Source organism: Nonomuraea basaltis, from assembly GCF_005893125.1.
Classification (GTDB): Bacteria; Actinomycetota; Actinomycetes; order Streptosporangiales; family Streptosporangiaceae; genus Nonomuraea; species Nonomuraea basaltis.
This window is the reverse complement of sequence record NZ_VCJS01000005.1, coordinates 100,469-117,044: the sequence shown is the minus strand read 5'-3', so window position 1 is coordinate 117,044 and position 16,576 is coordinate 100,469. Positions and strand designations below refer to the sequence as shown.

General features: G+C 65.8%; 29 protein-coding genes. 19 read left to right on the top strand and 10 right to left on the bottom strand.

What is annotated here, in order from left to right; translation table 11 throughout:
• Positions 1-135: 135 nt before the first annotated feature.
• The 16 genes from EJK15_RS03840 to EJK15_RS03790 all read left to right on the top strand — a co-directional run bounded on the left by EJK15_RS03840 (position 136) and on the right by EJK15_RS03790 (position 7,284).
• A complete protein-coding gene (locus EJK15_RS03840) occupies positions 136-519 on the top strand; it encodes a hypothetical protein (RefSeq protein ID WP_138708953.1) in 384 nt (127 codons plus the stop codon).
• A 265-nt stretch (positions 520-784) separates the two neighbouring features.
• On the top strand, positions 785-976 hold the full coding sequence (locus tag EJK15_RS03835) for a hypothetical protein (protein WP_138708952.1): 192 nt from the start codon (positions 785-787) through the stop codon (positions 974-976).
• 90 nt (positions 977-1,066) lie between these two features.
• A complete protein-coding gene (locus EJK15_RS70165) occupies positions 1,067-1,210 on the top strand; it encodes a hypothetical protein (protein WP_171074099.1) in 144 nt (47 codons plus the stop codon).
• Positions 1,211-1,219: 9 nt separating this feature from the next.
• Entirely contained in the window at positions 1,220-2,059 is an 840-nt protein-coding gene (locus EJK15_RS03830; protein ID WP_138708951.1) for a DUF2637 domain-containing protein, read from the top strand.
• Positions 2,056-2,379: a hypothetical protein gene (locus tag EJK15_RS03825; protein WP_138708950.1), complete on the top strand. Its 324-nt coding sequence runs from the start codon at positions 2,056-2,058 to the stop codon at positions 2,377-2,379. Before EJK15_RS03830 ends, EJK15_RS03825 begins: the two co-directional genes overlap by 4 nt.
• Positions 2,376-4,565 (top strand): hypothetical protein, encoded by a 2,190-nt coding sequence (locus EJK15_RS03820; protein WP_138708949.1) that lies wholly within the window; start codon positions 2,376-2,378, stop codon positions 4,563-4,565. The genes EJK15_RS03825 and EJK15_RS03820 overlap by 4 nt, the downstream gene beginning before the upstream one ends.
• A 326-nt stretch (positions 4,566-4,891) precedes the next feature.
• Entirely contained in the window at positions 4,892-5,044 is a 153-nt protein-coding gene (locus tag EJK15_RS70160) for a hypothetical protein (RefSeq protein ID WP_171074098.1), read from the top strand.
• A gap of 20 nt (positions 5,045-5,064) precedes the next feature.
• The gene (locus EJK15_RS03815; protein WP_138708948.1) at positions 5,065-5,286 is read left to right on the top strand and encodes a hypothetical protein; all 222 of its coding nucleotides are present in this window, start codon (positions 5,065-5,067) and stop codon (positions 5,284-5,286) included.
• A 17-nt stretch (positions 5,287-5,303) separates the two neighbouring features.
• Positions 5,304-5,468 (top strand): hypothetical protein, encoded by a 165-nt coding sequence (locus tag EJK15_RS70155; RefSeq protein WP_171074097.1) that lies wholly within the window; start codon positions 5,304-5,306, stop codon positions 5,466-5,468.
• Between the two features lie 89 nt (positions 5,469-5,557).
• Positions 5,558-5,746, top strand: coding sequence for a hypothetical protein (locus EJK15_RS03810; protein ID WP_138708947.1), 189 nt, complete (start codon positions 5,558-5,560; stop codon positions 5,744-5,746).
• Between the two features lie 80 nt (positions 5,747-5,826).
• The gene (locus EJK15_RS03805) at positions 5,827-6,102 is read left to right on the top strand and encodes a hypothetical protein (RefSeq protein WP_138708946.1); all 276 of its coding nucleotides are present in this window, start codon (positions 5,827-5,829) and stop codon (positions 6,100-6,102) included.
• Positions 6,103-6,108: 6 nt separating this feature from the next.
• The gene (locus tag EJK15_RS03800; RefSeq protein WP_138708945.1) at positions 6,109-6,291 is read left to right on the top strand and encodes a hypothetical protein; all 183 of its coding nucleotides are present in this window, start codon (positions 6,109-6,111) and stop codon (positions 6,289-6,291) included.
• 93 nt (positions 6,292-6,384) lie between these two features.
• Complete coding sequence (locus tag EJK15_RS70150) at positions 6,385-6,552, top strand: hypothetical protein (RefSeq protein ID WP_171074096.1); 168 nt, start codon at positions 6,385-6,387, stop codon at positions 6,550-6,552.
• Positions 6,553-6,554: 2 nt separating this feature from the next.
• A complete protein-coding gene (locus EJK15_RS03795) occupies positions 6,555-6,734 on the top strand; it encodes a hypothetical protein (RefSeq protein WP_138708944.1) in 180 nt (59 codons plus the stop codon).
• Between the two features lie 149 nt (positions 6,735-6,883).
• The gene (locus EJK15_RS70145; RefSeq protein ID WP_171074095.1) at positions 6,884-7,048 is read left to right on the top strand and encodes a hypothetical protein; all 165 of its coding nucleotides are present in this window, start codon (positions 6,884-6,886) and stop codon (positions 7,046-7,048) included.
• A gap of 47 nt (positions 7,049-7,095) precedes the next feature.
• The gene (locus EJK15_RS03790; protein WP_138708943.1) at positions 7,096-7,284 is read left to right on the top strand and encodes a hypothetical protein; all 189 of its coding nucleotides are present in this window, start codon (positions 7,096-7,098) and stop codon (positions 7,282-7,284) included.
• A 46-nt stretch (positions 7,285-7,330) separates the two neighbouring features.
• Here EJK15_RS03790 and EJK15_RS03785 read toward each other — a convergent pair whose 3' ends face one another.
• Positions 7,331-7,600 (bottom strand): hypothetical protein, encoded by a 270-nt coding sequence (locus tag EJK15_RS03785; RefSeq protein ID WP_138708942.1) that lies wholly within the window; start codon positions 7,598-7,600, stop codon positions 7,331-7,333.
• A 160-nt stretch (positions 7,601-7,760) separates the two neighbouring features.
• Here EJK15_RS03785 and EJK15_RS03780 point away from each other — a divergent pair, with 160 nt between their 5' ends.
• The 3 genes from EJK15_RS03780 to EJK15_RS03770 are packed head-to-tail and all read left to right on the top strand — an operon-like array spanning position 7,761 to position 9,145.
• Positions 7,761-8,252 carry a hypothetical protein gene (locus tag EJK15_RS03780; protein WP_138708941.1) on the top strand — a complete coding sequence of 164 codons (492 nt, stop codon included), beginning with the start codon at positions 7,761-7,763 and terminating at the stop codon, positions 8,250-8,252.
• Positions 8,253-8,279: 27 nt separating this feature from the next.
• The gene (locus tag EJK15_RS03775; protein ID WP_138708940.1) at positions 8,280-8,615 is read left to right on the top strand and encodes a hypothetical protein; all 336 of its coding nucleotides are present in this window, start codon (positions 8,280-8,282) and stop codon (positions 8,613-8,615) included.
• Complete coding sequence (locus EJK15_RS03770; RefSeq protein ID WP_138708939.1) at positions 8,612-9,145, top strand: hypothetical protein; 534 nt, start codon at positions 8,612-8,614, stop codon at positions 9,143-9,145. Before EJK15_RS03775 ends, EJK15_RS03770 begins: the two co-directional genes overlap by 4 nt.
• A gap of 380 nt (positions 9,146-9,525) precedes the next feature.
• Here the strand turns inward: EJK15_RS03770 and EJK15_RS70140 are convergent, their stop codons facing one another.
• From EJK15_RS70140 to EJK15_RS03735, 9 genes are all read right to left on the bottom strand, one after another.
• Entirely contained in the window at positions 9,526-9,681 is a 156-nt protein-coding gene (locus EJK15_RS70140) for a hypothetical protein (RefSeq protein ID WP_171074094.1), read from the bottom strand.
• Between the two features lie 335 nt (positions 9,682-10,016).
• Entirely contained in the window at positions 10,017-10,367 is a 351-nt protein-coding gene (locus tag EJK15_RS03765; RefSeq protein ID WP_138708938.1) for a hypothetical protein, read from the bottom strand.
• Positions 10,368-10,376: 9 nt separating this feature from the next.
• Positions 10,377-10,910 (bottom strand): lamin tail domain-containing protein, encoded by a 534-nt coding sequence (locus EJK15_RS03760; RefSeq protein ID WP_138708937.1) that lies wholly within the window; start codon positions 10,908-10,910, stop codon positions 10,377-10,379.
• 86 nt (positions 10,911-10,996) lie between these two features.
• Positions 10,997-11,125, bottom strand: a complete 129-nt coding sequence (locus EJK15_RS76145; RefSeq protein ID WP_276615356.1) for a hypothetical protein — start codon at positions 11,123-11,125, stop codon at positions 10,997-10,999.
• Positions 11,122-11,919, bottom strand: coding sequence for a peptidoglycan recognition protein family protein (locus tag EJK15_RS03755; protein ID WP_138708936.1), 798 nt, complete (start codon positions 11,917-11,919; stop codon positions 11,122-11,124). The genes EJK15_RS76145 and EJK15_RS03755 overlap by 4 nt, the downstream gene beginning before the upstream one ends.
• A gap of 13 nt (positions 11,920-11,932) precedes the next feature.
• Positions 11,933-12,586 (bottom strand): hypothetical protein, encoded by a 654-nt coding sequence (locus EJK15_RS03750; protein WP_138708935.1) that lies wholly within the window; start codon positions 12,584-12,586, stop codon positions 11,933-11,935.
• Positions 12,586-12,861 carry a hypothetical protein gene (locus EJK15_RS03745; RefSeq protein ID WP_138708934.1) on the bottom strand — a complete coding sequence of 92 codons (276 nt, stop codon included), beginning with the start codon at positions 12,859-12,861 and terminating at the stop codon, positions 12,586-12,588. The genes EJK15_RS03750 and EJK15_RS03745 overlap by 1 nt, the downstream gene beginning before the upstream one ends.
• Before the next feature lie 386 nt (positions 12,862-13,247).
• The gene (locus EJK15_RS03740; RefSeq protein ID WP_138708933.1) at positions 13,248-13,439 is read right to left on the bottom strand and encodes a hypothetical protein; all 192 of its coding nucleotides are present in this window, start codon (positions 13,437-13,439) and stop codon (positions 13,248-13,250) included.
• A complete protein-coding gene (locus EJK15_RS03735; RefSeq protein WP_138708932.1) occupies positions 13,432-16,491 on the bottom strand; it encodes a phage tail protein in 3,060 nt (1,019 codons plus the stop codon). Before EJK15_RS03735 ends, EJK15_RS03740 begins: the two co-directional genes overlap by 8 nt.
• Between the last annotated feature and the right edge of the window lie 85 nt (positions 16,492-16,576).

Here is a 16,576-nt window from a genome sequence, read left to right as displayed (position 1 = left end):
ACCCATAGGGCGCGTTACCGTCTAAGCACAACACGCTAACACCGCTTAGCGAAACTCAGTAGACCTAGACGCGACGCCTCTTCGCACGACCTGAAAGCCGAGCCGACGCCCTATCAGTTCCAGGGAGGGCAATCCATGAAGAGCCCCGCGAACTTGTCGGGCGATTTATCCGCATCGGCATTTCCCGTCATGGGGCGCGATTTCCTACTGACGCTCGCGATCGCCCCAGACATGCGACGGGCGGCCCCTCACTTCCACGATCCGGGCCGCCCGCATGTCCTCCAGGCCGGTCAAGGACGGAAGGACTCCCTCATCATGACACATACAGCTCCGGAGACCATCGCGGTCCCCGTAGACCTGCTCCACGCGCTCTTGGAGGACGCTTCCGTCCTCTCCGCCAAGGTCGGGCTTCTTCTTGAAGCGAATGACGTGGAGATCGCCCCTGCCACCGTCCTGCCCGACAACGTGGTCCGGCTGTCCGACTACCGGCGCGTTCCTCGTCAGGTGGTGTCTCGATGACGACCCGTACCCCTGACGAGATCCGGGAGCGGATCAACGAGGTCACCAGCCGGATGGTCCACCAGCCCAAGCGTCGCGGCTACATGAGCGCCCCGGCGATCGACACGATCGCCTGCACTGACCCTCGCTGTTCGAACCGCCGCTGCTCCTGTCGGAGGGCTGCGCGATGAACCTGCCCGGCTGCCGCTCATCCCGGGGGGGTAACCCTCGCCGCGGCGGCCGGGCAACCCTACTCCCCCGAGACGACGAAAAGGACGTGAACAACATGGCGATTCGTGAAGTGGACGCCGCCGACCTGAAGAAAGGCGGCGTCCTCGAAGACGGCACACGCGTGGTCGACGCCTACGACATCGGCGACGAGGACGGCCTCCTCATGCGAGGCCGCTGGATCGAGTTCAGCGACGGCAACACCGGCATGGTCAAGCGCGGCGAGGCCAAGTACCGCGTCCGGCGCTGACCCCCTTCTACTCCCCCGTCCGCGGCGGACGTGTCCTGGCATCCAAACCATCGCGCCCCCGCGGACGGGGCCACACACGGAGCACCCCCGATGACCCCTGAAGAGCGGCGACGCCGGCGGCTCGCCCGAGCTGTAGCGGCCCTCAACGCCGAGGAGCTCGCCATGCTCGCCGCCCTACAGCCCGCCACCGACGAACCCGCCGAGCCGGACGAGCTCGACGACACCGACACGTAGGAGCACGCCTTGAACACCACCCAGCCCGCCGAGGGCCTTGACGCCGACCGCGCCGACCCCGGCGTGTGCCAGCCCGAGGTCGCGCCGGAGAAGCCGGTCGGCGACGGTTGGATCAAGACGGCTGCATGGCTCGTCCTCGTCCTTCTGATCGGCATCACGTTCTACATCTCGTACCGCCACCTGATCACCCTTGGGAGGCGCTACGGCGAGGCCGAAGACACGGCACGCCTGTTCCCCCTCGCCATCGACGGGCTGATCATCATGGCGTCGCTGGTGATGCTGTACTGCACCCGCTCCCGCATCCCTGTTCCACCTCTCGCACGTGCGGCGCTGTGGCTGGGAATCGTCGCAACCCTCATCGGGAACGCCGCCCACGGACTCGCCTCCGGGATCGAAGGCGGACTGGTCAGCGGCACATCCGCCCTCGTCCTGGTGATCGCCGTCGAGTTGTTCATGCGGCTCCTGAAGGCCATCCGCGAGGCCATCCCGACACAGATGCCGGAGCGGGTGGTGGTCCGCGAGATCGAGGTCGAGAAGCTCGTCGAGGTCGACGTCGAACTCATCCCCTCCGACCGGTTCGAAGCGGCACGGTGGGCGTACGCCGACAGCATCAAGAACGGGCGCCGCGGCATCGGCCGGCGTCAACTGTCGGACCGCTTCGGGCTGGAGATCCGCGAGGCGCAAGAGGTCATCGACGACGTCAAGCGCGAACAGGAACCGCAGCCGTCCGAGCCCGTGCCGACACCGGGTCAGAACAGCCTCGCTGAGCCGCTCATCCCGCCGATCGAGCCGACCCGTCTGAACGGCACACACCCTGCCCCCGCCGCCCCGACTGGAGACCAGTCATGAACACGATCGTCACCGTTGCCGTCTGGCTCCTGGCCGCCTTCGCGCTCATCCAGGCGTCGATCGTCGATCTGCCCGACGACGACCAGGACACAGCCGAGCCGCGTCCCTTGAAGTGGTGGCACCCCTTCTACTGGCTCGGCGCCGTCGCGGTCGCGTTCCCGCTGTACACGCTGTGGAACGCCGGACGGTTCGCCGTCTACGTGGCCGCCTTCGTGGTCGCCTGCCTGTCGGTGCACCTGGCCACCGCGTCCGCGTTGGATGGCCGTGCTCTGCGCGTCTACCGCACCCCGGTCTGGCTGAGGGAGGAGGTCTCGTCTTGACCGAGAGCCCGCGCCGCAGGTTGGAGATCGTCCGCAACGCCGACGACGCTCCCGGCCTGACCCTGCCCGAAGACGAGCAGCGCCACGACGAGCTGGAGCCCCGGCAGGAGCACGAGGTGGAGCCCGCAGTCGTCGAGGCCGAAATCGTCTCCGACGTGCCCGAACGCTCCAGCCGCCTGCCGTCCGCGGTGGTCGACCGGGTGACGGTGCTGCGGCCCTCCCCCGCCACCAGGAAGCGTGCCCGCACCGCCGCGCAGCACGGCGCTCTCGTTCTCGCGGGCTGGCACTCCTGGATCGTCCGCGCGAAAGACGGCCTCACCAGCGGAGACATCCGCGAGCAGATCCGCATCGCGAAGGCCACCGGCGACCGCGAAGCGCTGGCGTTCTGGATCGAAAAGCGGAAGGAAGCCAAGAACGACCGCTACGAGCGGCTCATGAAGCTGCCGCTACTGGTGCTCAAGATGGCGATCCTCACCTGCTGCTGCCTCCTGGCCGTGCCGGTGCTGCTGGTCGTGGCGGCCACGGTGGTGTGGGCGACCGGCGCGGGAGGTTGGACGGACCTGTGGGTGTGGTTCGGCGGCGTCCTCCGATGGCTGGCCAGTGCCACCAGAGTTGCCTGGTCCGTGTTCGTGGTGGCCTTCGTCCCGCTGCTGGCGTGGGCAGGCCATCGTGAAGGCCGCCGCCTGGGTGAGACGCCGACGTGGCTTGTTGCCGACGATCGAGAGAGCGACAGCAGCCGGGACGTCATTCCCGACGAGTCAGCGATCATCAACGCGCTGAAGCACCTGGGTATCGCCCCGCTGAACAGGGCTTTCAAGGCGGGTTGGAAGCCGCGGATCGTGCTGCCGACCCAGCGCGACGGTGAGGGGTACCGGACCCAGCTTGAACCGCCGCCGGGCGTCACCGTAGAAATGATCAATCAGAAGAAGCCCGTGCTCGCGCACAACCTCGTACGCCTGCCCGTCGAGGTGTGGGCCACCGAGCCCAAGAAGCAGCCCGGCGTGCTGGACCTGTGGGTCGCCGACCAGGGATCGCTGACCGGCCCGATGCCTGACTGGCCGCTACTGAAGGACGGCGTCGGCGACTACTTCGAGGGCGTCCCCGTGTCGCGGAACATTCGCGGCAAGACCGTCATCGGCCTGCTGTTTCAGAAGAACTACGCGCTGGCCGGCATGATGGGCTCCGGCAAATCCACGATGATCCTCACGCTGCTGCTGGGGGCCATCCTCGACTACCTGGTCGAGATCGACGTGTTCGTCTTCGCCACGAACGCCGACTACGACCCGCTCCGACCCCGCCTGCGGACCCTGCTCACGGGACCGGGCGACGAGGTCGTCGAAGCGTGCCTGTTCCTTCTGCGCGAGGTGTACGCCGAACTCAGCGTGCGAGGCAAGGCGCTGCAGGAGCACGGCGCCCCCATGGTGACCAGGGAACTCGCAGAGAAGGACGAGCGGCTACGACCGCGCATCATCGTCATCGACGAGTGCCAGGCGCTGTTCCTCAACGAGGAGTTCGGAGAGGAGGCCGAAGAGCTGTGTGTGAAGCTGATGGGCGCGGCCCGAAAGTACGCCGTCACCCTGATCTTCGCCACCCCGGAACCGTCGTCGGCGTCGCTGCCGCGCAAGCTGATGGCGGTCATCTCCAACAAGGCGTGCTTCGCCATCGGCGACCAGACCTCGAACGACGCGGTGCTCGGCACCGGCTCGTACAAGAGGGGCATCTCCGCTGTCGGCCTAGAGCCGAAGACGGAGGAAGGGCCGGGCGACATCGGCACCTGCATGGCGAGCGGCTTCCAAGCCAAGGCCGGCCTGCTGCGCACCTACTACGTGCCGTACGCAGAGATGGGCTCGGTCGTGGCGCGGGCGGTGGCGCTGAGGGAGAAGGCTGCCCTCGGCAACGCCACCTTTGACGACGAGGAGAGGGACCTTCTGGCGGACCTGCTCGATGTGATCGGCGCCGACCCGGTTCCGGCCGCCCAGGCGTTGGCTGCCTTGAAGTCTGCGTACTCGCGGCACCGCCCTTACGCGCTACTCCGCGACCGGATGGAGCTGGTGCGCGAACTGGGCCTCCTCGGCGTCAAGGTGCCCTCGTCGAAGAACCGCTATCCCATCGATCCGATCACCATCCGTTGCCGCATGGTGGAGATCGCCACAGCCGGCGTCACCCACGAGGACGACGCGGGTTAAGAGAGGAACATCCCCTCGGGACACTCCATCTCCAGGCTTCCGGGCCCCTTCGCTTAACCCGCTTAACCCGGACTCGCGCTTAACTTTCCCCAGCTCAGCGACGTGATCGTTGGATTTAACCCGAGGACTAAAAATTTAACCCGCCTTCGGCCGCTTAACCCCTGCGCGGCGCTCGGAGGCAGCCCTGCTGTAGCCCCAAGACGGTCACTCACGGTTGCGTCGAAGGGCCCGCGAGCGGTGGTTGCGGAGACCTTCCCGATCTCTCGGGAGGGGTGTCCGGAGCACCCGCTCCCAAGATCCCGTTACAACCGATCGGAGAAACAGACATGGGAATCCTCGGCGTCTTCTTCAGACCCGGCATGACCTGCCCGACATGCGATGGCGAAGGCGAGATCGTCGTGATGTCGCTTACCGGCGGCAAGCACCTCAAATCGCGCAAATGCCACGGCTGCCGCGGCAAGGGCTACCTCACCCGTTAACCCCCGAGGGGACCAAGCTGATGCAACGCTTCCTGATCCTCCTTGCCTGCTGGGTGTTCGCCATCGGCGGCCTGATCGCATGCGTGTGGCTCTCCACCGCGAGCGTCCCGGCCGCGTTCGCCGCGATGGCCGTGTACGCGGCGCTGGCCATCGGAGCCATCGTGCTCTTCGTCCGCAACGCCAACCGGCCCGAGCGTGCCCGGCGGGCACACCCCGACCGCGAAGGCGTCCGCGACTCCTGACAACAGAAAGGACTGTCATGCACCGTCTCAAGAAGCCGCTCATGTACGTGGGCATCGCCTTCGCCGTGTTCTATCTGTTCAGCCGTCCCGCCCAGGCCGCCGACGCGGTCAATGGCCTACTGAACAGCATCTTCACGGGCGCCGACCAGCTCGCCGTGTTCGCGACCAAGGTCCTCAAGTGAGGTCTGCCTGTTGCGGGTGCTCGCCACGTCCGGGGGCGTGGCGGGTGCCCGGAGCGGCCCAGCTCCACCAATCCCCCGAGGAGGACAGCATGGCGAAGCCCAAGCCCAGCACGCTGGACGTGAACACCGCCACCTACGACCAGACCCGTGCGTGGACGGAAAAGCAACTCAAGGCGGGCGTGTCCCCGCAGGACCTTCGCGCCATCGCCGACGAGCAGAACCGGCACCGCGACGGCAACACGAGCGTCGTGGACGGCATCCGGCACGTCACCGGCTGACCGTTGCGGGTGCCCGCCCAGTCACTTCCCCGCCTGGGCGGGTGCCCGGAGCAGCCAGCTCCACCGAGAGGAGGACACACATGGGTTGGGGTAAGGAACGCAAGAAGTTGGCAGGCAGCGCGGCGGAGATCGCCAGCCAGGAAGCCGCCAAAGCACGCGAAGAGAAGCAGAAGGCGGAGGAGTACCAGAAGCGCCTCGATTCCGGCCAGAGCACCGACCGGCACGCCGACAGGTACCTGGCCCGGCAGCACGACAGCAACCGCAGGGTCGCGGCGGCCAACGCGAAGGACTGGGGCGAGGCCGCCGAGGAACTTCGCCGGCCGTGGTGGGCTCCCCCCAAGCGCGGTAAGCGCTGACGTGTCGTGGGCTATTTCAAACAGCAGGCGCGGCGCCTCAAGAGCGAGTACGACGCCCTGTTCGAGTTCGTCAAAACACACAAGGCGATCATGACTGCAGACGAGAAGGCAGACGCCCGCCACGAGCTCGAAATGCTGAGCGACAGGCTCGCAGACGCGCAACGCGCCGCCGCCCTGGAGAAGGACTGAGCTGACGTTGCGGGTGCTCGCCCGGCACTTCCCCGGCCGGGCGGGTGCCCGCAAGGCCAGATCTCATCAACACCAACACATCAAAGGAGAACCATGAGCATCGGCAAACTGACCCAGGAATCATTCTCTGAACTCGTCGAAGAGAAGAAGAAGCAGGGCTACCGCCTCGACCGGGTCGACTGGAAGAAGGGCGAACTCCACTTCAAGGAGGCGTACCCGGGCGCGATCGAGAAGGCGCGTAGCGAGAAGGGCGGGCGCTGACGATGACGTTCAAACCGGCCGACGCCCCCGACCACACCATGACCTGGGTCGACGGGACGCCCACTGTGACGTACGGGTGCATGTGCCGCCCGCAGTGCCGCCACCAGGTCTCCGTGGCCGGCGTCACGACGATAGGCGGCGCTCTGCACGCCACGGCATCCGCTGGCATCCACCAGCACTGAAGAGGAGGAGACGTGACCCTTCCCGGCAACAAGCCCTGGTATGAGGACAACCCAGCTACCTGCCCCGGATGTGAGGGCAGCGGCTGCGACTTCTGCGGCAGCGAGGGGATCATTCCGCGCTGGGTCGTCGAGCAGTGGACAGAGGAATCGTGACCGGCAGACCAACCGCCCGCGAACTGACGGAGCTCAAACAGAAGGCCGAGTCCACACCAGACGGCCCGGAGAAAGAGGCGGCCATGGAGGCGTGGGTGGCCGCGTCTGAGAAGGCCACCACTGGAACGACGATCCGGAGCGTGCTGGGATTCCACCGGTAGACGAGCTCCTGAGCCCCACTCCCACCAACGAGACGAAGAGAGGTGCCATGTCTCTTGCCGAGGCAAGCGAAATCGACCTGATGGACCTGCTCGACGTGAACGAGGAAGACGCTGAGGACTGCTCGGCATGCGTGATCGCGGACGAGCTTTGGCCCACGTGGCCGCATGGTGGGTGCCCGTTCCATCACGGCGTCAACCGCGGGGTCTACCTGGCCAGCAAAGGCGAGAACGTATAGCCAGCACCCTGAGCAAGCCCCGGTCTCTGTTGAGGCCGGGGCGTCTTCACGTCTGGATCGCGTCCAGCGCTGTACGTGCCGCTTTACGGTCAGGAGTCTCCTCCCAGTGCGAGTGCTCCTGGATGGCTACGGCTAGGCGGCGGCATTCCGCCTGCGCGGTCTGCCACGCCTGATGCTGCTCGGGCGTGGCTGGTTCGGCTTCTCCCGCGACGACGGCAGCGTGTGAGGGCAGCACTCGACCAGCGGCGGCGAGGCGGCCTTGGGCGGCCAGGAAGTCGCGCCGGAGTTGGATCAGGTCGTCAGGTAGGTCTGCCATGGTCTCCCCGTTCGTGGTTCGAGGGGATCCTAGACCGAACACCCGTACGAGCAGAGGACCGGGGCAGTCCGCCAAAAACTATGCCCTACCCCATAGACAAACCTTATGGGGTAGGGCATAGTTATGTGCGTAGGGAGAACGCACCAGAGAGGAAGCCGAGATGGACACCACCACCGCCGCCACCCAGGCCAGCGTCACCGTCGCCACCATCCGGCACTGGTGCCGGTACGGCGCCGTCGCCGCCGCCAAGGTCGCCGGCCGGTGGGTCATCGAAGCCGCCTCCCTCGCCCGCCGCATCTCCCTCACCGCCAAGAAGACCGTCTTCTCCATCGAGACGATGACCGCGATCGGCGGCAACCGCTGGATCAAGAACGGCCACGACCGCGTCTACCTCAACGACTGGGCCGCCCTCGCCGGGATCGAGACCAGCCACTACAACACCGGCAACATCTCCGGCGCCACCTACCAGGGCGAGACCATCTCCAACAGCCAGGCGTACAAGCTGCTCGCCAGCATCGACCAGGTGTGGTTCGACGCCGCCACCGGCAAGCTCCACTGCCGCTACGGCTACAGCGAGTCCCGGGTCGCCACCCCCGCCGAGGTGTGGCAGGCCATCGTCTCCGGCGTCCGCGCCGCCATCGCCGCCCTCTAACCCTCCACCACCACCTAGGAGTCCTCCATGACCACCACGACCGTCCTCGCCAGGAACTACACGCTCGGCCGCGACTACCAGGTCGACGGCTGGATGAGCTACATCAACAACGGCGAATACACCGACGACCAGCAGGGCGCCCTCGCCGAAGCGCTGATGGACGCCCAGGAGCGCGAGTTCGACAACCTGCTGCCCGACGACTGCCACTGGTTCCCGCATCTCAGCGAGATCCACGGCCCCATCGACGCCACCCTGGAAGGGCTGGAATTAGACGAGCTGCTGGAGCAGGCCAGCAACGCGGTCACCGAACGGTTCGACGAGATCGAGGCCGAGACGCTCAGCACTGTGGAGGAGACGAAGTGACGACGCCCGATTGGTTCGCCCACGCAGAAGCGGCCAAGGCCCGGGGCGAGGTTGCCCGTACGCGCGCCGCCGATGACCGGTCCCGATGGATCCTCAAAGGGGTGGAGGAGTACGGCCGAGGCGGACGCCAGCATGCCGCCGATTTGCTGGGCATCAGCGTCGGCGAGGTGGACAAGGCCATCGCTCGTGCCCGTGGCCTCGATCGGCCCGGTTTTCTGCCCGAGGCCGATGAGCTGCTGGAACGGCTGTTCGCACTGGAATTGGCCGACCTGGAGCCAATGCCCGGCGCCCTCTGGCAGGTCTTGCGGCACCTCGTCCGCTCGACCGTTGTGGACGCGACATGGCTACACAATCCCGGCGAGTTGCTCGCACAGGAAGTCGAGGACATCGACCCCGACGAGTTGCCCGAGGGTGTTGAGCAGGCGGCGCTGGCGCAGGCGTGCCGGGGATGGAGTCGCATCCAGGCACTCGCAGTGCTGGACACGCTCTCGCGAGGGAACACCGACGCTTCGCTCCCAGCGCTCCCATGACGAAGCCTGCTCGGACGGGCGCAGAGAAGCGGCTGCACGCCGAGCAGGAGCGGCGCAGGCGCCAGCAGCAGGCAGACCGCGACTTTCCCCACGAGGCTCAGACATTGCTGCTGGTGGCGCTCGCGCGTGGCGTTCCTCTGGGCGAAGCCGCCGCAGACCTGGGGGTGACCACTCAGCAGGTGTTGTCGAGGGCGCGCTGGGATCGGCTATGGCGGCGTGACCTCGATCTTGTGCTGCTGGTTACGCGAGACGAATCGCACTCTCACGGGACCGAGTACAGCTACAAGGATCGCCGCTGCCGATGCCCCGACTGCCGGGCCTGGAACGCGGAGCGAGCACGCCAAGAGCGCACTCAGACGCTATCCGAGGCCCCATGGCATTCAGCTTGCGTTGATGCTGTAGCCCGGCTTGGTCGAATCAGCCTTGCCGCCGCAGCCGTTGGAGTAGAACGCTCGACAGTCCACAGGCATATGCAACAGCACCCGGCCTTCGCCGCCAACGTTGATCGGGCGCTCGTCCGCCACGAGGCTGACCAACTCCGCCCGCTCCTTGAGGCACTACGGGAGGGATCCACTCTGGGTGCCGCCTGTCAGACTCTCGGGATAGCGAAGAGCACCATCATGTATCAGCGCCGGACGAGGCCGGAGCTGGACATGTTGCTCTCCGCTGCGTCGGAGGCTGGTGGCGGTTACACGCGCAGCGAAGTGCGGATGCGCCTAGCGCTCCATTGCTCCGTCGCGGATCAGTAGCCGTACAAAGCAAAGAAGCCCGCCCTCCCCGAAGGGAGAGCGGGCTACTTATTGCCCCAACTGGCAAAGAGCCAGCTCAGACGACTTCCCGGATCCGGGAAAGCGGACGAAACGGACTCCAGTTACTGAGGCTGCACCGGCCCGGACACAGGGGTCACGTTCGCCCGCAGCACCAGCGCCAGCACGATCGACAGGACCGTGACGGTGGCGCCGATCTGGTCCGCGGTGAACTCCAGCCCGAACCCGGCGACCGCGGCCATCACCGTGGACACCGCACCCGTCAGCGCGGAAACGACGACCGGGCGCGTCATCACCGCGACAGCGATGGCCAAGACGCCACTCGCCACCGTCGAGATAGCCGCTGTCTGCACCTGCGACAGATCCAGGCCGTATGCGACCACGAGCGCGACCAGGGCGTTGACGGCCCCGAGGATCATCGCAGGCTCTTGGCCGAAGATGGTGACCTTCTTCATGACAGCCTCCTACTTGACGGTGTAGCCGCCGTTCCAGTCCCACGACTTGCTGTCGACCGCGGTAACGCCCGCGGTCACCCAGACAGAGTCGGCGTCGTTGTTCAGGAAGTGGCCGGCGGTGCCGCAGTCCACGTCGCTTCGCGCGTACAGCCGGTACTCGCTGCCGTTCTTGTAGTTGCCGCCCCACCTGCTGCCGTTGAAGACGGTCACGGTCTCGCCCACGCCGAGCATCGCGCCGGAGCCCTGACCGGGCAGGCCGGTGATCACGTACTTGTTGCAGGTGTGCGGGCTCGGGTTGTTCTTCGACCAGTTGTCCTGAACGACCACACCATCGATGTCGATCGCGGCGGCGGTGTCGTTCTTGAAGGTGACGAACTCGCGGTTCCGGTTAGCGAACGTGTCGCTGCCCATCGCGTCCGTACCGACCTCCACAATCTTGAGGTCGCCCACGCCGGGCGCGGCAGCAGCCGACGCCGTACCGGTGGTCATGCTCGCCGCGATGAGAACGCCGGCGGCGAGGGTCGCGCTCTTGTTGATGCGCATTCGAGGATGCTCTTCCTATCAGGGGACATGCGAAGGGCGGCCCTGCATCCGGCAGGACCGCCCAGGGCGAGAACGTGGTCTCGCGGTCAGTTGCACTCGTCGATGAGCCCAGGGATGCGCTCCCCGGGCTCGATCTCCTCCGCCGGCATGGATGCCACGGGGAGGCGTTCTTGGTACGGCCACGGCCACCAGAGGGCGAACAGGCCGTCGCTCATCTGGAGGCCGTCAGCAGGGCTCGCCAGGTGTCGGGGCCGATCAGGCAATCCGCGTCGAGCTTCTTCAGCTTCTGGAAGCCCTTGATGAGGCCCGCGAATTCGTCGTCGTACTTGGTCCGCTCCAGCCATGCCTGCAGCCCCACGGTGGCGTAGACGGCCTCGGGGAGGTAGCCGCGGGCGAAGAGTGCGCTCCTGGCCGTCTTGACGTCGTAGTTGTCGTCTTTGGGGCGGAGCACGGGTAGGTCCTTCACGAGCTTCTCCGTCCACGTGAGGGCCGGCGCCGCGGGCTCACCCTTGAGCAACGCGGCGACGTCCTTGCGAAAGCTGGTCATGTTGATCGAGTGCGGGTCCGGCTTGGAGGAGTTGACCTCCTTGTGGCCCTTCACCGTCGACACCGGCAGCCCGAACTCGCGGCACAGCTCCGCACACAGCCGCTTGTAGGCGTCCAACTGCACCTTGGGCCACGCCGTCCGGCCGTCGTTCTCCGCCTCGATACCGATCGAGCGGCTGTTGGTGTGGCCCAGCGACAGACTCGGCGCGTTGTGCCAGCACCGACCCGCAGCAACGATGAAGATCCGTCCGTCGCGGCGTAGCCAGATGTGCGACAGCGGCCCGTCAAGACCCGGTCGGCCGTCGCGGACCACGTGCATGTCATTCCAGCCGGCGGTGTGGTGGCAGACGACGCCGTCGACCTCGGGCTGAGGCCCGTGTCCGCGAGTCTTCCAGCCGGACACCTCAGTCACCGGGCAGCCGGTACGGCGGGCCACCTTCGCGAGCTGTGTCAGGTATGGCACGCTGGCCTCCTTTTCAAGACGGTGCGACGGCTGTGCATCGCCATGGCTTGCCTGTGACCTGGCCAGGCGGGTCGGGCGGGTAGCAGTAGATGGGGTTGGCCTTCAGCCACGCGTCGACGGCGTCGGAGATCTGTTCGGCGGACGGCGGCGGGCCGCGCTCACCCTGAGGTCCGGGAACGGTCGAGTCCTTGCCGTCTTTACCGTCGACGCCGTCTTCGCCCTTGGCCCCCGGCGGGCCAGTAACGGTCTCTCCGGGCTCACCGCGAGGCCCCGGGCTCCCCGCAAAGCCAGCAGGCCCGCGGGCGGGCGGATGGTCCTTCAGGTACGCCGTTACCGCCGCGGCGATCTCGCTCGATGTGGGCGCCCTGCCACCCGCCGGCGGATGCGCGGCCAGGTAGGCGGACACCGCGGCGGAGATTTCCGCAGCAGTCGGGGCCCGGCCTGGTTCACCGCGCTCACCGGGAGGGCCAACAGATGGCGACACGAGAGGCTCCCCACCGAGGCGCTCCACCTGGTCGGAAAGCACCTCCTGGTTCTCCTCTGACTTGCGCAGCTGCTCGCCGAGAGCGCCGATCTGGACCGAAGCCCATAGTCCGAGCAGAGCGACCACAACGGCGGTAGCGATGACCAGCCAGTTGCGGCGCGCGAGCCGTACGTGCTCACCCATCAGGACCCGCCTTTCGAGGCGAGCCAGACCTGCACAATGATGCCGATCAACACCAGCACGGCAGGGATGAGACCTGCGTAGACGGCCTGCCTGACGTTGGTGCCGCGCTTCTCGGTGGCGGCGTCGATGCTAGCCTTCAACGCCTTCAGCTCGTCCGTCCACGTGCGGCGCAGCTCGGCGAGGTCGGCCTCGATCTCAGCGAACCTTCGGTCGTCGTAGCGCCGGTCCGCGGTGTACTCCGCCCGCTGCACGAGCTGCCCCAGCATCGCCGTCATGTGGTCAATCCGGCGAGACAGCTCACCCAGAGACGGCTCATCAGCCACATCGCTCCTCGCCGTGGTGTAGGTAGTGGGTGCCGCCCGCCGAGCACCCTCAACAAGACGGGCGGCACCGATCGTGGGTGTCCGGATGTGGACAGGCGAAGCGCGTCAACCGGGAGCATGCTTGAGGCGTCACACCATTCCCGGGCGCTACGGCAGGAGGCCACACCAGATGGGACAGGACAAGCCGCTAGAGGTGCGGAACGTCGGCAGGTCGACGACGAAACCTGCGTGGACGCTCGGCGACATCATGTGGATGACGTTCACCATGGGGATGGCTTGGCCGTGGATCTGGAACCGGCGCCGCAAGCGGACCACAATCACCAAGCATCGGTGAGAGGTCAGGAGTCGCCGAATGGGCCGTCTTTCTCTGCGCGGAGCTTCTTGTTCTCAGCCGTAAGCCGCTCGTTGTCCACCTGGAGTTGGTGGACAACGGCCTGCAACTGGGCCACCTGGTCGAGCGCCTGGTTGCGCTGCTCTGCGAGGGCTTGGGCGTAGGGCTCGAAGGGGACGGAAAGCGGTTGGTCAGTCATGCGCGGCTTCCTTGATCGTGTAGTAGCGGTAAGGTCCGTCACCGCGCACGATCACCTCATCGCGGCGCGGTTCGACCAGCACTGGCGGCACATCCTTGCGGATGGCCTTGACGAGCCAGGCGACCCGCTGGCCAGCGACACCGTGCACGCAGAACCGGCCATCCTTCGGGTACGTGGCGGACGCCAGCAGCAGGTGCTCACCAATACCGGTGAGCAGGACGGCGCGGCCTTCATAAGCGGTGAGCGCCTCAAAGTATCGCGGCAGTTCCACCTCGGCCACGCCGAGGTCGTCGAGGGTGGCGGTGCCCCAGTACTCGACGCCGTTGTGCGGAGACTCTGTGCAACCGTGAATAAGATAACGATCCCCTTCTGCCGGGTGATCAATAATAAAGTTCTTCGTTACGCCATTGACCTCAAAACCAGTTGACGAGACAACTCTAACATTTCCGTTAGGAGCATTAAGAAATATATTTGGATCTCCAACCTGAATTGTTGAAGTCGGCGTCCTGAGTTCTGCATAGCCCGTCAATGCAATCAATCCAGCCTCTGACCCGCTCACCCCTGGATTAATAATCGCGTGAACTTTTCCGCTATCAACAATAACAGCGCCGGGATTAGATAGCCCAGTCGATGAGCCCATGACGACAGCGGGATGATTTGCATTGACAATGGATTGAGCATAAGCCATGTAGGCGAAGTCGGTACCCGACGAACTTCCATAAAACTTGATGAATGGATCACCTGACGTTGTGATGACTTCGATTCTTTTCCCTGTCAGCCCTGAACGGAAAATACCAGTTATCGTAACATCGCCAGTCGCTGCATCGATGTCTACTGTTTGTGTGCCGCTTGAGTTAAAAGCGGCAAACCCAGTAGTGTCAAGTTCTATTCTTGCCCCGGAAGAAGCAGATTTTATTACAAACGATCCGGTTGCGAGAAGACTTACTGTCTCAACCGCGCTTGAGTTGAACACCCGGAAGCCCGTGCCGTCCAGGTTGATACGAGCGCCACTGGACGCGCTCCGCAGCGTGAATGAGCCGGTGTTCGACAGAGTCACCAGCTCCGTCCCGGCACCGTTGAAACCGTGCAGGCCGGTTGCGTTGAGCTCCACCCGCTGCCCGCTGGACGCTGTCCTGATCGACGCGCCGAGCAGCCAGTTCGCGCTAACCGTCCCGGCCGTGACCTTGGTGACAGTCAGATCGCTGATGTGCGCGTTGTCGATCAGCAATGCCGTCGCGGTCGCTGCTGTAGACGGGCTGCTCTTGTTGCCCGCCTCGTCCACGGCGATCACCTTGACGTGCCGGGTCGTCGTCTCCTCCACGTCGACCGTACCCACCGCAGGAATCAGCGCGCGGATCATGCCCGAGTTGGCGAGCACCTCGCCCTTGAGCGTGGTGCTGTCCGGCGTGAAGCTCCCGACCGAGCCGACGTGCACCTCAAGATGGTCGAGGTCGAGTTCGAGGTTGTAGGTTCCGCCGGAGGCCTTGCCGAGCGTGTGCGTGACCTGGATCGCCAACCGGCTGCCCGCCACCGTGGGCGGTGCCGGGGTGCTGGGCGCGATCGTGTCCGGGTTCGCAGTCGCAGTCTCCGTCGCCGACCAGGCGCCCTGATTGGCGGAGAGATCAACGGCCCTGATTTGGAAGTCGTAGTCCACGCCCGGCGACAAGTCCAGGATGTTCGCCTGGAAGCTGCCCCATGGCGCGAACTCGGTCTGCCAGTCCGTGGCGGGGCTGATCCCGTATCTGATCTCGTAGTGCGAACCATCCAGGATCGTGGACCCGTCGGCGTTCAACGGCAGCAGCCACGACGCAAGGATCCGCGCCCGCGTGTTCCCCAACCCGTCGAGGTAGACGCCCGTGGTGAACGGGAGATCCCAGCTCACGACACCCGGGATCGTCGTGTCCGGGATCGGTCGCGGCCCGACCGGCTCGGTCCCCGCGTTCGTGAGGCTGCGGTTCAGCTCCCCCACGGTCAGCTTCGTCGAGCCCGTCTCCGAATTCACGTAGTCGGTGAGGTCGATCCACGTCCCGTCCTGGTGCCGGTACGCGACCGTCATCTGGTCTGTGACCGGCCACGACGCGCCCACAACCCGGAGCTTGGTCGGGTTGATGCGCTGACCCCGGAATGTGATCTCCTGGGTCGTGTCGTACAACCCGCTGTCCGGGTCATACACCCACACGTAGTCACCGCACTGGAACGAGCCGCGGACCTCGTAGACATCCGCCGACAAGCCGAGCGCATTCCGAGTACCCGTGAACCGGTTGAGCTGAAGTTGCGCCCTAACCTGCGCGTTCCCCGTCGAAGTCGACGACTCCGAGACGAGCCGCACTCGCTTCACTGGATTCCCGCGAATGTCTAGGTAGGGGTTGCTCGCGATGTTCGCCGACCCCGTAGCGGTGGACTCGCCCTCGCCCTCGGCCAGCAGCACCACGCGGGTTGTGAAGTCCTCCACATCCCTGCTCAACTGCATGTCGCCGGTGATGCCGGTCAACGTCAGGTCCTTGCCCGCATCCTTCCGCACCACCACACACGTCGGGCTGGTGACGTACAGGTTCGCGATCGGCCCGGCGTCCAAGGCGGCGTTGCCGTTGACCCGCCACTCGGCGCCCATCGTCTGGCACACGTAGTCGATCGCCTTGCCCCGGGACTGCCACACGTGCGTCCCTGAGTAGTTCCCGGCCACCGAGTACAGGGTGCCCACCACCACGGCCGTGGAGCCGGACATGAGAGTGGTGATGGTGGTCGCGAACGTCTGCCCCACGATCGAGACGGGGCTCTCGAACACTTCGCCCTTGTCGTCCGAGTCGCCGAGCCACAGCGCCATGCCCTGGCCGCTGATGCGCTTATCGTCGTCGAAGTCCCGCTTCGTCAGCACGCCGACGTACCTGGCCATCGTCAACAGGGTGTCGTTGTACTCGGCCGGGTTCACCCTGCCCGGGACGATGGCGACGTGGCCGAAGTAGCCGAGCCGGTCGAGGACCTCGCGCGGGGTCTCCTCGCGCAGGGTGATGCCCCAGGAACCGAGCCCCATGAGTTGCTCGTTGACCGTCATCTGCCACCACCCCCCCGATGTCTTTGTCGAAGATATAGACAAGGTTTCTGTGATGGTCTAATCTTTGTCTAGAAGCTCGACAACG